The 14,126-nt window shown below is 67.2% G+C and carries 7 protein-coding genes and 1 pseudogene; 6 read left to right on the forward strand and 2 right to left on the reverse strand.

What is annotated here, in order from left to right; all coding sequences use genetic code 11:
• The first annotated feature begins 229 nt into the window (after positions 1-229).
• From ACOGI5_RS01730 to ACOGI5_RS01745, 4 genes are all read left to right on the forward strand, one after another.
• Positions 230-5,521 carry a SwmB domain-containing protein gene (locus ACOGI5_RS01730; protein WP_419862746.1) on the forward strand — a complete coding sequence of 1,764 codons (5,292 nt, stop codon included), beginning with the start codon at positions 230-232 and terminating at the stop codon, positions 5,519-5,521.
• 152 nt (positions 5,522-5,673) lie between these two features.
• Positions 5,674-6,321 (forward strand): GAF domain-containing protein, encoded by a 648-nt coding sequence (locus tag ACOGI5_RS01735; protein ID WP_419862747.1) that lies wholly within the window; start codon positions 5,674-5,676, stop codon positions 6,319-6,321.
• Positions 6,267-7,385 (forward strand): ATP-binding protein, encoded by a 1,119-nt coding sequence (locus ACOGI5_RS01740; RefSeq protein ID WP_419862748.1) that lies wholly within the window; start codon positions 6,267-6,269, stop codon positions 7,383-7,385. Before ACOGI5_RS01735 ends, ACOGI5_RS01740 begins: the two co-directional genes overlap by 55 nt.
• A gap of 12 nt (positions 7,386-7,397) precedes the next feature.
• Complete coding sequence (locus tag ACOGI5_RS01745; RefSeq protein ID WP_419865418.1) at positions 7,398-8,027, forward strand: response regulator transcription factor; 630 nt, start codon at positions 7,398-7,400, stop codon at positions 8,025-8,027.
• Between the two features lie 39 nt (positions 8,028-8,066).
• On the opposite strand, the gene ACOGI5_RS01750 is transcribed toward ACOGI5_RS01745, so the two are convergent.
• Complete coding sequence (locus ACOGI5_RS01750; RefSeq protein WP_419862749.1) at positions 8,067-9,359, reverse strand: cytochrome P450; 1,293 nt, start codon at positions 9,357-9,359, stop codon at positions 8,067-8,069.
• Between the two features lie 92 nt (positions 9,360-9,451).
• On the opposite strand from ACOGI5_RS01750, the gene ACOGI5_RS01755 reads away from it, so the two are divergent.
• Positions 9,452-10,468 (forward strand): NAD(P)-dependent oxidoreductase, encoded by a 1,017-nt coding sequence (locus ACOGI5_RS01755; RefSeq protein WP_419862750.1) that lies wholly within the window; start codon positions 9,452-9,454, stop codon positions 10,466-10,468.
• A gap of 48 nt (positions 10,469-10,516) precedes the next feature.
• Positions 10,517-12,604 (forward strand): annotated as a pseudogene (locus ACOGI5_RS01760) (DEAD/DEAH box helicase); the annotation flags it as partial.
• Between the two features lie 2 nt (positions 12,605-12,606).
• On the opposite strand, the gene guaB reads toward ACOGI5_RS01760, so the two are convergent.
• Positions 12,607-14,118 carry an IMP dehydrogenase gene (gene guaB / locus ACOGI5_RS01765; protein ID WP_419862751.1) on the reverse strand — a complete coding sequence of 504 codons (1,512 nt, stop codon included), beginning with the start codon at positions 14,116-14,118 and terminating at the stop codon, positions 12,607-12,609.
• Positions 14,119-14,126 lie beyond the last annotated feature (8 nt).

The following is a 14,126-nucleotide window of genomic DNA, read 5'->3' on the forward strand; positions in this document are numbered from 1 at the left end:
CGTGAAGGATGAGAACTCGCTCACCGTGATCATGAGTATTTATCCACTCATAGGGCCATAAATGTGTCTTTGAGCATTTGGCGGGCGTCGATTATCTGGCATACTTCGACGTCAACTATTTCGCGCGTGAGGCCATCTGCGTTTGAGCAGGTGGCCTCTGTGGTGTCGATATGAGGTGTCGGCCGTGTCCATGACCCCCCCCCCCCCGGGATTCCGTCCGTCGGTTTCGATGAGCGGGTCCACGGGATCGCGCAGGTTCACGGCCGTGCTCCTCGCAGCGGCGTTAGCCGTGGCTGCGCTGCCGCTGATCGCGACCGCACCGGCGCAGGCACAGTCCACTCCGTCAACGCTGGTGTCGAACCTGGATCAAAGCAGCTCAACGGCTGGCGCCCCGTTCACGGCCCAGAGCTTCACGACGGGCGCCGGGCGTTCCATGGTCTCAGACATCCAGGTGGTGCTGCAGGACCATTCAGGCTCGGCATCGGTGGCGCTGCGCGAGAACACGACCAGCGGCTGTCCGACCAATATCAACAACTGCGCAGGCGACCTGGTGGCGAGGTTCGCCAACCCGTCCAGCATCTCTGCTGGCACCAATACCTTTACCGCGCCAGCCGGAGTCGTGCTCGCCGCCAACACCACCTACTGGGTGATGATCCACGAGGGAGTCAAGGGCGCCAGGCGGAGCATTCCCACCACAAACTCCGACAATGAGGACACTGGGACTGGCGCAGCCGGCTGGACCGTCGGCGACGACAGGTTGGTCAGGGCCTCCGAGTCGGGCCAGCAGAGCACCTGGCGCACAGAAGCGGCCTCGGCCAGGGTTGCCGTCAGGGGCACGCTGATCGCGCCGACGTTTGTGTCAGCGGAGGTGAACAGCACCAAGCTGTCGATTGCGTTCAGCGATGCTCTCAGCACATCGTCGGTGCCGGCACCGGGTGATTTCCACGTCACGGTGGCCGGCAGCCGCCGCAATGTGGCCTCCAGCGGCGTGGCGATTGCCGACGACAAGGTGACGTTGACGCTGGCGTCTGCTGTGACGGTCGGCCAGACGGTGCTGGTGCGCTACACGAAGCCATCCAGCAATCCCCTAGAGAACGCCGCCGGCGTCGACGTGGAGACGTTTGCCGATCAGCACGTGACCAACAGCACCGCGCCAGTGATATCGAGCATCAAGATCGTGTCCAAGCCACGCAACGTCGTGACCATCAACCCGGGCACCCCCCAGGCGGAAACCCAGGCGCACTACTTCACCGGTCAACCGATCGTCGTGGCCGTGACCTGGAACGGCGCCGTGTCGTGGGATTTGACTGCCGCCGACGATTCTCAGCTGCGGGTGCGTCTGCAGATCGGGACCAACACCAGGACAGCAGAGCTGGTGACCGACGGCACCAAGAGCGGTACCGCTTCAACGCTGTGGTTCAGCTACACGGTTGCGAACGGCGACACCGACACTGACGGCGTAGCCGTCAGGCACGCCAGCAGTGGCAGCGACAATACGATGAAGGTGATCAGGCACAGCGGCGCGAAGCTCAAGGGCGCCGTGGGAACCGACGCCGAGGAACGCAACGCCGGGCTGACCCACACGGGGCTCGGCGCGCAAGCGGGCCACCGGGTGAAGGGTTCCAGCAGCCCAGCAGCGATGAACACCCCGCCGACGGTCGACACCGATCCTGACACTGCCAACTCCCAGACAGATTTCGGAACCTTCCACGCAGTTCCGGGCACCCTCGTCTCGATCAGAGAGGTCCAGCAGAAGTTCAGCGACCAGCACATGGACAACCTGCGCTTCACAACGAGCTTGCCGCGCCGGGACGTATACTCGCAGGTGGAGTTCGGGACCGGCCCCGCTGATGGGTGGCTCTTCGTGGCAGCGAAGGAGAGCTGCGACCTCGCCGATCTCGTGCCCACGCTGCCGTTGAATGCCGACGGTCTTTTGGAGCAGAAGCTCAAGATCACGGCATTCGACCCGGACGGCGCGAGCGTCACCGCGACTACGACGCTCTTCACGTCGGTGGCATGCCGTGAGTTGGTCAGCGCCACGGTGAACGGGACCGCGCTGACGCTGACCTACGACAAGACTCTGCCGAGGACCGGCACATGGTTCAGCGCCTTGTCACGCGATCACTTCGAAGTGAAGGTGGACGGCACCGTGGCGACGCTGGCGAATGCCAAGCCCGCGGTCAGCGGGAAGACGCTGACGCTCACGTTGGCGACGGCGGTGACTCGCAACCAGGCCGTCACCGCGAGCTACCAGCCGCCGCAAAAGCAGTTGCGCAGCTCGGTCGACCAGCGGGTCGTCAATGTGCTCGACACCGCGCCGACGGCCGCCACGATGAACGGCAGCACACTGACGCTCACCTTCAACAGGAATGTGGCGGTGGAGAGCGGCGGTTCGCTGGGAGATCTCGCCAAGGCCTTCGCGGCCAGCGGCGTGTACTGGGACTCCGATGACGGAGGCGGCGTCCCCCTGCGCAACGTGTCGCCCCAATCGGTGGCAGTCAGCGGCGACACCGTCACGCTGACCTTCGGCTCGGGCCACGGCACCACTGTCATCCCGGGCAAGCAGGTCACGGTGTCGTACCGGTCATCGGTCGCAAGGTTCCTCGATGCAGGCCTGCTCGACGCCGGCGACAACACCCGAGTGCCGAGCGTGTCGGGCTACGCGGTGACCAATACCACGCAAGGCACTGCTGCGCCGTTGCTGGTGTCGGGAGAAGTGGCGGGCACGGAGCTGACGCTGACCTTCGACTCCGACCTGGACAGCACATCGGCTCCGTCTGGGAGCCGCTTCCGCGTGTCGGCCGGCCCGGTCGACTTCTACGGCACACCCCGGTCCATCGCGGGCACGGGCACGGCGACCGTCAGCGGCAAGGCGGTGACAGTCACGCTGGCCTCCGCGGTGGCCCAAAGCGAGCCCGCCTACATCTGGTATCGGCAGGGCGCCGAAACCAACCCGCTGCGGGCGGCTTCCTCGGGGCCGAAGGTGGGGGACATCTGGGGGCCGCGGGTCAAGACGCTCGACCGGACTGCGCCGACAGTGGTCGACAGCGTGGTCGCCGGGACATCCCTCAGTCTGTACTTCAGCGAGAAGCTGGACACCGGCTCGGAGCCGGCGGCGAGCGCCTTCAGCGTGACCGTGGCCGGCAGTGCCGTGATGGTGAGCGACGTCACGATGAGCGACGACGCCGTCACCCTCACGCTGGGATCCGCTCCGGCCGACAGCGACACGGTCACCGTTACCTACACCCAGCCCGCGACGAGCCCGATCCGGGACCTTGCGGGCAACAGCGCCCCTACCGACACCAGCGCCCGGACGGTGACCAACGCCGGGTCGACCGACCCGGGCAAGCCGTCGCTCGCGGCTACGTCGCGAGCAGTGGCGGATCAGCTTGTGCTGAGGCTCACCTTCGACCAGGCGCTCGATCCGACGAAGGTTCCCGGGACGGAGGCGTTCACGATCGGGGGCACAGATCCGAGGAACGGCAACCGCCTCAGCATGAGCATCCGCCATGTCACGGTGCGCGGCTCGAAAGTGGAGCTGAGCGTCACTCCCGGGTTCCACGCCTGCGGGTTTGGCTACACCGTGAGCTACACCAAGCCCAGCGAGAACGCATTGCGCAACGTGTGGGGTACCGAGGCAGATTCGTTCTCGCCGCAGGCGGTGACAAACCAGTGGGTCCACCGGTGCGGTCGCACAAGCGTCTCGGCAACACCGATGAGCGGCCCCCGTGGGAATAGCGGAGCCGACAGGTTGAACCTGGGTTTCGATCGGTCGATGAACCGTCGGCGCGCGCCGAGCCCAGATGGCTTCAGCGTGAGGTCGCGGACGCCCGGGGGTGCCCCTGCGGCGCCTGTCGGCGTCGAGAGCATCGAGTTCTCGCCCGATGGCAGGCAGTTGCAAATGGCTCTGAGCCGACGTCTCGATGCCGGTGAGCAGGTGACGGTGAACTACCGACAGCCTCGCTCCAACGCCGGGCTGTGGGATGCCGACGGCAACCAGATCGCGCCGTTCTCGGCACAGACTGTGGTGCCCGGCGCGGCGCCGACCGTGACGGGCGTCGAGGTGATCTCCGATGCCGGCGACGACGACACCTACGCCATGGGCGAGATCCTGCAGTTCCGGGTGACGTTCAGTGCTGCGGTGAACGTCACCGGCACGCCGACCCTGGGCATTGACATGGATCCCGCCCACTGGGGTCGCAAGGATGCGGTCTACGCCGGTGGCAGCGGCACCGCCGAGCTCACGTTCGCCCACACGGTGATCGAGCCCAACTACTCGAGCCGGGGCATCGCCGTTCTGGGCGACACGCTGGCGCTGAACGGCGGCGCCATCCAGGCTGCAGCCGGCGAGGCCGACGCCGAGCTGGCCCACAGCGGTCTCGGCCACGACCCCGACCACAAGGTGAACTGGCGCCTGTCGCCGCCCGACCCGAACGGCAACCGGGCACCGGTCTTCAGCGGTGAGTCGGTCACCCACGACAATGCACTGCCCGGCTTCCTGGTGAGCGACACGGTGTCCAAGGACGACTTCTCCGACCCCGACGGCGACCCCCTGACGTTCACGCTGTCAGCCAGCCGCGACGACGTGGCGGTGACCGACGGCTACGGCTACATCGAGGGCTACGGCCGCATCTGGTTCCGCGCCAAGACCGCCTGCGCCCTCGCAGCGCTCGATCCGCCGGCCAGCGGCAAGCACGACACGGTGATCACCCTGACCGCCACCGACCCCGACGGGGCATCGGTGTCCGCGACCGCCACGTTCCGCACCAATCCCACAGAGTTCGCATGCCCCACGCTGTCGTCGGCCGCAGTGGACGGTTCCACGCTGACGCTCACACTCGCCGACGACGGGACGCTGCCCTTCACATTCCGGCAGCCCACCGCAGACGAGTTCGAAGTCGAAGCAGACGGCAGCACCGTGGCCCTCGCGGCCGCCGATGCCGTGTCGGTCAGCAACACCGAGATCGTGCTGACCCTCGCCTCGCCAGTGGCGGCAGGCCAGATCGTCGCCGTCAGCTACACGCCCGGCGAGGACTCCATGGCGGCAGCGTTCGACGACCAAGCGGTGACCAATAACACCCCGGCACCTGACCTGCCTGTGACACCGAAGAAGCTCGACGCACTCGATGGGTCGGCTGAAGCCGAGGAATCGCCTGAGGCCGCCGAGCCGGTCTGCACCCCAGACCCCGACGGCCCCATGACGCCGACCTGCGCAGCCGTCAGCGGCAACGAGCTCACACTCACCTTCAACCGCGACCTCGCAGCGATCGACGCCGCGACAGCCCCATCGCTGCGCTACGTGTTCCTCGTCGACGGCGCCCGCGACCGCAACGGCACCCCCGTCAATAGCCAATCGCCCAGCTCGGTCGCCGTCAGCGGCAACACGCTCACCCTCACCCTCGGCACCGCCATCACCGCCGGCGACAACGCCACCGTCGCCTACTACGGCGGCCTCACCGACACTGACGGCACCGCCATCGTCGCCTTCACCACCACTCTCACGACCACGCAGCGGGACTGACTCCCACTGGCCGAGCAGCGAACTGCCTCGCAGCCGTACGCGCTCGCAGAGATTCGCTGAGCGTGCAGTGTCATATGCTGCATTATCGGACTCGTCCGGTGCGCATTTGCACGACGGGACGAAGGCGGATGATCTCGAAGGGTGCTGAGTTGGTGGATATCGAACGCTTGAGTGCAGAGAACGAGATGCTTCGCTCGCGTCTGTCGGGGCTGACAGACGCAATCCTGCGCATCAGCGAGGACTTGGACCTTGACGTAGTGCTGCAGGAGGTGGTGGACGGGGCACGAATGCTCACCGGCGCTCGCTACGGCGCCATCACCACGCTCGACGGTGCAGGAGAACTGCAAGACGTGCTGTTCTCGGGCCTGTCGCCCGAAGACGAGCAGATGGTGGTGGGGTACGAGCGCGGCATGGAACTGTTCCGCTATCTCAGCGGGATGGACGAGCCGCTGCGCACCAGCGACTTCGTTGCCCACTTGGAGTCGGTGGGATTCGATGGATTCCAGCCGCACATGGGTTCGTTCCTCGGGGCCCAGATCAGGGTGCGGGATCGTCAGGTGGGCGCGATCTTCGTCGGCGAGAAGCACGACGGCTCGGAATTCACCCACGCGGACGAGGAGGCCGTGGAGATGTTCGCCAGCCAAGCGGCGATGGCGCTCACCAACGCCCGCCGCTATGGCGACGAGCAGCGCGCCATGGCCGATCTGCAGGCGCTGGTCAGCACCTCCCCGGTGGGGTGCTGGTGGTGGACGCTGCCTCTGAGGAGGTCGTCATGGCGAACCGGGAGGCGCGCCGCCTGATCGGGATCGGGCCCGACCAGGGGGGCTTCCCGGTCGCGAGCCTCGAACCGCTGAGATACAAGCGGATGGACGGATCCCAGACTGCCATCGAAGATCTGCCGTTTGAGCGGGCACTGCACGCCGACGAGATGGTGCAGGCCGAAGAACTGGTGATCGTGCGTCCTGACGGCAGCGAGGTGGCGACGCTGATCAACGCCTCGTCGCTCCGGTCAGACGACGGACGGCTGATGACGGTGATCGCGACCATTCAGGACATATCGCCGCTGGAGGATCTGGAGCGACTGCGGGCTGAGTTCCTGGCGGTGGTGAGCCATGAGCTCCGGTCGCCGCTGACCGCGATCAAGGGCTCTGCGGCCACGGTGCTCGGCTCGCTGACGACCCCGGATCCTGCTGAGGTGCGTCAGTTCTTCCACATCGTCGAAGAACGAGCCGACCACATGCGGGACCTCATCAACGATCTGCTGGACATGACCCGCATCGAGGCGGGCACGCTGTCGGTGACCACCGAGCCGGCAGACATGGCTTCGATCATCGACAATGCCAAGAACTCATTCCTCGGCGCCGGCCATCAGCATCAGGTCAAGATCGACTCGATGCCGAACCTGCCGCGGGTGTGGGCGGACCGCCAGCGGATCGCGCAGGTCCTCCACAACCTGTTCTCCAACGCCGCTGCCAACTCCCACGAATGGTCCACGATCACCGTGGAAGAGTCGCTGGACGACACCCATGTGGCGGTCTCGGTCACCGACGAGGGCGCCGGCATCGCACCAGAGCGGCTGCCGCTGCTGTTCACCAAGTTCTCGCGAACCCACCACGAGCACGAACAGCCCGCGGGGACCGGCTACGGCCTGGGCCTTGCGATCTGCAAGGGAATCGTGGAAGCCCACGGCGGCCGCATCTGGGCCCACAGCGCCGGGCAGAACCAGGGCGCCCAGTTCACCTTCACCATTCCTGCGCTGGACGAACCGGCTGCCGTTGTTGCGCCGGCGGATCCCGGATTTGGAACCGTGGCCCGCGCACCCGCGAAGGTGGAGCGCATCCTCGTCGTTGAAGACGACCCCTGAGCGCTGCGCTACATCCGCAACACGCTCGTACGGGCCGGCTACACCCCGATCGTCACCAGCGACCCGAACGAGCTTGAGCATCTCCTGGCGACCGAGATGCCTCATCTCGCAGTGCTGGACCTAGTGCTGCCGGGCACCGACGCCTTCGAGCTCATCAGGCGCAGCCCCAAGGTGCTCGAGGTGCCGGTCATCATCGTGTCAGGACGGGGTGACGACCAGCTCGTCGCCAAGGCCTTCGAGCTGGGAGCGGCCGACTACATCGTCAAGCCGTTCTCGCCCACCGAGCTGCTGGCGCGCATCGCGGCTGCGCTGCGAAGGCGAGCGCAGTCGCAGCACACGGAGCCTTACCGAATGGCCGACCTGACGGTCGACTACATGACGCACACGGTCACCGTCGCAGGCCGGGTCGTGAGCCTCACACCCACCGAGTACAAGCTGCTCTCAGAGCTGTGCACCAACGCCGGCCGCGACCTCAGCTACGAGCAGCTGCTGGAGGCAGTCTGGGGGGACGGTGCCAGCGGCGACGCCCAGCGTGTGCGGACCTTCGTCAAGGACCTGCGGGCCAAGCTGGGCGACGACGCTCGCAGGCCCACCTACATCCTCACGGTGCCGAGCGTCGGCTACCGCGCCGCCGTCCCCTAAGCGAGCACTCGCCCCCCGACACCACGCCGCCGGTGCTGGCTAGGCGCGAGCTGCGACCATCTGGTGCTTGATCGGTCCGACGTGCAGGTGCGCTATGCGCGACTGCTCACCGTCGAGCTGCAGGCCGTCCAGCAGGGGCGCCACCACCCGGAAGAAGGCGCGCAGCTCCCAGCGCGCCAGGTGCACGCCCAGGCAGAAGTGGGCGCCGTGACCGAAGGCAAGGTGGTCGTTGGGCGTGCGCTGGATGTCGAAGCGGTACGGATCGGGGAATTGGCGCTCGTCCCGGTTGGCTGAGGGGTACCAGATGCCGACGTGCTCGCCTGCCTTGATCGTCTGGCCTCGCAGCTCGGTGTCTCGTGTGCACGTGCGGGCGAACTGGATCACCGGCGAGGTCCAGCGCAGGATCTCCTCGACGGCAGTTTCAACGGCTTCAGGGTCGTCGATGCGCTCATTCAGCAGGCCGAGCTGGTCGCGGTGTTCGAGCAGGGCGATCACCCCTCCGCTCGCGGCGTTGCGGGTGGTCTCGTTGCCCGCGGCGATCATCAGGCGCAGGTAGCCCACGAGCTGCTGGGGCGTGAGCGGGCCCGACTCGATCTCGGACCGCAGCAGGATGCTGACGAGGTCGCGGCCGTCGGTCCCCTCACGCCGACGCTGGCGGATCAGCTCGCCGATCCACGCGTCGAACTCGCGGATCATGCGCCGCCGCATCTCGTCACGGGACTCGCCCGGCCGGCAGAATCGCTCCAGGTCGGGATCGTCGAACAGCGCCGACGTCCACTCGTGCACCTGTTCCCAGTCATCGGCCGATACGCCGACCATCTCGCAGATCGCCGCCAGCGGCAGCTTCACCGCCAGGTCCTCGACCACGTCGGCGGTGCCGGTCTCGGCAACCTTGGCCACGAATTCGTCCGCGAAGCGCTGGGCGTGCCGCTCAAGCGATTCGGACCTGCTGCGCATCGCTTTCGGGGTGAACTCCGGCACCACCAGCCGGCGCAGGTCCCAGTGGTCGGGACGGTCCTTGAAGATGAAGTCCGGCGGCTCGTCGGGATCCCAGCCGATCTCGATGGCTCGCTGGCGGTACCTGTTCCAGAAGCGAGCATCCCGGTCGGCATCGGCCAGACGCAGGCGGCCGCCGCCGTTGATGAAGGTCTTGTTCTGGCCCGAGATCCACTTCACGTCCTCGTAGCGGGTGACGGCCCAGAACGGCACGATGTTGTCGCGCACGTACCAGTAGACGGGGGCCTCCTCGCGCAGCAGGTCCCACTCGGCCCACGGGTACCCGTCTGCGGCGTACCGCTCCGTGTCGTGGATCACCGCCTCGTCGACCTGCATCAAACTGCGCTCCTGCTCGGGCTGGCCACTGTCGGGCCAACGGTAGTGGTGTGCCTCGCCGTGTCGCAGAGCTGCGGCGCAATACTGACGGCATGAGCACCGGTGCGACTCACGCAGATTCCCCAGACGCCAACGCGGAAGCCGGGCTGCCAGTTGTCTGGTTCGACCGGCCCGCCGGTCGTCTGCAGCGCGAGCTGCTCGAGGGCCGAGCGCAGATAGTCGATGTGCGAGGAGACGATCCACTGGAGGGCATCGATCGAGCCGAGGGCGCCATCGTGGGCGCCGCCATCCGCTACGACCGCACCGTGTACGAGCAGGCACCGAAGATGCGGGTCATCGCCCGTGCGGGGATCGGTTTCGACAATCTCGATCTCGACGACGCCACCGAGTTCGGCATCGCTGCCTGCAACACGCCCGACGGACCGACGACCTCGACCGCTGAACAGGCCGTTGCCCTCATCTTCGCCGTCACCAAGGGATTGAAGGAATCGGCCCTCCGGCTCGAAGCCGCCGAAGGCGACTACTGGGCGCGCCACGGGCACCTCGAGCTGGCCGGATCGACCCTCGCCTTGCTGGGGCTCGGACGCATCGGCGGCTACGTGGCCCGGGTGATGTCAGCTGTGGGCATGGACATCGTGGCGTACGACCCGTATGCAGCCGACGAGCGCTTCGCGGAGCTGGGCGCCCAGCGAGCGGCGACGCCCGGCGAAGCGGTTGCCCACGCGCATGTCGTGTCGGTGCATGCGCCGCTCAGCGAGGCCACACAACATCTCGTGGACCGCGACTTGCTGGCCGCGATGCGCGACGGCGTCTATCTCGTGAACACGTCGCGCGGCGGCCTCGTCGACCAGGACGCCCTGCTGGCAGCTCTGGACGCGGGCAAGGTACGCGGCGCCGGGTTGGACGTGACCGAACCTGAACCGCTGCCGCCAGGCCATCCGTTGCTGGGTCGCCCCGACGTGGTGGTCACACCGCACGTGGCCTCGGCCACCGTGGCCGGCCGCCGTCGCATCTTCACCCATGCCGTCGCCGAGGTCATGACGGCGCTCGACGGCACCCAGCCGCCCAACATGCTCAACCCGCAGGCCTGGCCCGGCCGCAACGCCTGATCGCCCCAGGCACATGACGTGAGCCTCACCGCTGCGGCGCCGGGACGGCTGACGGCGTTCCTGCCCGGCGACCCAGATGCCGACTCGCTGCTCGACGGGTTCCTGGCGTACACCGCCGAAATAGGCCTCGAGCTCTATGAGGCGCAGGAAGACGCCGTGCTGGAGATCTTCGGCGGCAACCACGTCATCATCACCACGCCGACCGGCTCGGGCAAATCGCTGGTGGGCCTCGCGGCGCACTTCGAGGCGGTGGCGCGAGGTCAGCGCAGCTACTACACGGCCCCGGTCAAGGCGCTCGTGTCGGAGAAGTTCTTCGCTCTCTGCGATGAACTCGGCGCAGCGAACGTCGGGATGGTGACCGGCGACGGCGCCGTCAACCCTGACGCGCCGGTGGTCTGCTGCACGCAGGAGATCCTGGCCAACCTGGCGCTGCGCAACGGTGCTGACGCGCCCATCGACAGCGTCGTCATGGACGAGTTCCACTTCTACGCCGACCGCGACCGGGGATGGGCATGGCAGGTGCCGCTGCTGGAGCTGACCCGCACCCAGATGATCCTGATGAGTGCCACCCTCGGACCCACCCAGCGCTTCGCCGACGACCTGCGACGTCGCAGCGGCCGCGAGGTCGCCACCGTGACCGGGGTGGAACGGCCGGTGCCGCTCACCTTCACCTACCGGGAAACCACGCTGCACCAATCGCTCGAGGAGCTGCTGGAGCTGCGCCGCGTTCCCGCATACATCGTCCACTTCACCCAGAAGGCCGCCACTGAGCGGGCGCAGGCCCTCACCAGCCTCAATGTCCTGTCGAAGGACGAGAAGGCGCAGGTGGCCGCCGAGATCGCGACGTTCCGGTTCGACTCGCCGTTCGGGCGCGACATCCAGCGCTTCGTCAAGACCGGCATCGGCGTGCATCACGCCGGGATGCTGCCCAAGTACCGGCTGCTCGTCGAGCGGCTGGCGGGGGCGGGCCTGCTCAAGCTCATCTGCGGCACCGACACGCTCGGCGTCGGCGTGAACGTGCCCATCCGCACTGTGGCGTTCACCCAGCTTTGCAAGTACGACGGCCGCGACACCCGGGTGCTGTCGGTGCGCGACTTCCAGCAGATCGCCGGCCGGGCCGGGCGCCGGGGCTTCGACCACGAGGGCTTCGTGTGGTGCCAAGCGCCCGAGCACGAGGTGGAGTACGCGATGGCGCTGGAGAAGGCCCGCGAGAAGTTCGGCGACGATCCGGCCAAGCTGCGCAAGGTGCGCCGCCCGTCGCCGCCCAAGCGGGGCTACGCGCCCTGGAATGCCGACACGTTCGACCGGCTGGCATCGGGACAGCCCGAGCTGCTCCGCTCGCAGTTCGACGTGTCGCACTCGATGCTGATGAGCGTGCTGGACCGGCCCGGCGACGGCTGCGCGGCCATGCGCCGGCTGCTCACCGACAACCACGAGACCCGTGCCGCCAACCGCACCCACATCCGCCGGGCCATTGCCATCTACCGCTCGCTGGTCGAGACGCAGGTGGTGGAACGCCTCGACGAGCCCGACGAGCTGGACCGGCTGGTACGGGTGAACGTGGACCTGCAGGCCGAATTCGACCTGACCCAGCCGCTGTCGCCGTTCGCGCTCGACGCCATCGAATTCCTCGACCCCGACGAGCCCGCCTACCCCCTCGACGTGCTCAGCGTGCTCGAAGCCACGCTCGAGAACCCCACCGTGGTGCTGGAACGCCAGCGGGACATGGCACGCACTGACCTGCTGGCCGAAATGAAAGCCGAGGGCGTGGAGTACGAAGAACGCATGGAGCGGCTCGAAGAGGTGGAGTGGCCCAAGCCGCTGCGTGACTGGCTGTATGACAGCTTCAACGCCTGGTCGACCCACCATCCGTGGTTGAGGAATGACAACGTGCGGCCAAAATCAGTGGCGCGGGACATGAACGAACGAGCGATGACGTTTCGCGAATACGTGAACCACTACGGCATCAAGGGATCCGAAGGGGTGCTGCTGCGCTACCTCAGCGATGCCTACAAGGCGCTCGTGCGCAACGTGCCCGAGGACCGTCGCACCGACGAGATCCTCGAGCTCACCCGCTGGCTGGGCGAGACCGTGCGCACCACCGACAGCAGCCTCATCGACGAGTGGGAGAGGCTGGATCAACTAGGCGCGCGATAGTTGGGCGCCTCTTTGGTGATCATGATGTCGTGGGGGTGGCTCTCACGCAGAGCGGCCGCCGTGACGCGCACGAACCTGGTGCCCAGCCGCATGTCATCGATGCTCGCCGCGCCGCAGTAGCCCATTGCCTGGCGCAGCCCGCCGACGAGTTGGTGCAGCACACCCGCCAGCGGCCCCTTGTAGGCCACCCGCCCCTCGATGCCCTCGGGCACCAGTTCCTCCACCTCGCGTCCGTCCTGGAAGTAACGATCCTTGGAGTAGCTGCGGCCCTTCATGGCACCCACCGAGCCCATGCCCCGGTACTCCTTGAAACGCTCGCCCTGGTACAGCACCACCTCGCCGGGCGACTCGTCGGTGCCTGCCAGCAGGCTGCCCACCATGGCGCTGTGCGCCCCGGCGGCAATTGCCTTGGCGAGATCGCCCGAGAACTGCATGCCGCCGTCCGCGATCACCGGCACACCGGCCGCGGCGGCCTCTGACGCGCAGTCGAATACCGCCGAGATCTGCGGCACGCCCACGCCGGCCACCACCCGGGTGGTGCAGATCGAACCCGGGCCGATCCCGACCTTGATCGCGTCGGCACCGGCCTCGACCAGCGCCCGCGCCGCATCCGCCGTGGCCACATTGCCCGCCACCACCTCGGCGGAATGGTTCGCCTTGATCTTCGCGACCGTCTCGATGACATCACGACTGTGGCCGTGAGCCGTGTCCACCACGATGGCGTCCACATCGCGCTCCACCAGCGCCGCCGCCCGCTCCATCGTGTCAGGGCCGGTGCCGACTGCGGCGGCGACCAGCAGCCGACCCTGCTCGTCTTTCGAAGCGTTGGGGAACTGGATGCGCTTCTGGATGTCCTTCACCGTGATCAGGCCCACAAGCCGGAAACTGTCGTCGACAATCGGCAGCTTCTCGATGCGGTGGCGGGCCAGCACCACCTGGGCCTCCTCCAACGTGGTCGGGGCGCTCGCAGTCACGAGCCCTTCCGAGGTCATCACCTCGTGGATCGGACGGCTCCAATCAGTCTCGAAACGCAGGTCGCGGTTCGTGAGTATTCCCACCAGCCGCCCTGTCGGGTCGGTGATCGGCACACCGCTGATCTTGAAGCGAGCCATCAGCTCCTCGGCTTCGGACACCAGGTTGTCGGGACCGAGCGTGAAGGGCTCGTTGATCATGCCCGACTCGGAGCGCTTCACCTTGTCCACCTCGGCCGCCTGATCGGCGACCGACAGGTTGCGGTGGATCACGCCGATGCCGCCGTGACGGGCCATCGCGATGGCGAGACGCGCCTCGGTGACCGTGTCCATGGCTGCGCTCACCAGCGGAACGGCGAGCGTGATGCCGCGTGTGAACCGCGTCGATGTGTCGACCGCATCAGGCAGCACGTCGGACGCGTCCGGCACGAGCAGCACGTCGTCGAACGTCAGCCCGTCGGTGGTGAACTTGCTGTCCAGAGAGGGAAATCGGCCCTTGGCAGGGGGTTGTGACTGGGCCATGGCGCACC

Source organism: Candidatus Poriferisodalis sp. (genome assembly GCF_965208925.1).
Taxonomy (GTDB): Bacteria; Actinomycetota; Acidimicrobiia; order Acidimicrobiales; family Poriferisodalaceae; genus Poriferisodalis.

Excerpts from the sequence above, each read along its gene's own strand:
- ACOGI5_RS01730 (WP_419862746.1), top strand. The coding sequence starts at position 230 with ATGAGCGGGTCCACGGGATCGCGCAGGTTCACGGCCGTGCTCCTCGCA.
- ACOGI5_RS01750 (WP_419862749.1), bottom strand. The coding sequence starts at position 9,359 with ATGCAGGTCGACGAGGCGGTGATCCACGACACGGAGCGGTACGCCGCA.
- ACOGI5_RS01755 (WP_419862750.1), top strand. The coding sequence starts at position 9,452 with ATGAGCACCGGTGCGACTCACGCAGATTCCCCAGACGCCAACGCGGAA.
- guaB (WP_419862751.1), bottom strand. The coding sequence starts at position 14,118 with ATGGCCCAGTCACAACCCCCTGCCAAGGGCCGATTTCCCTCTCTGGAC.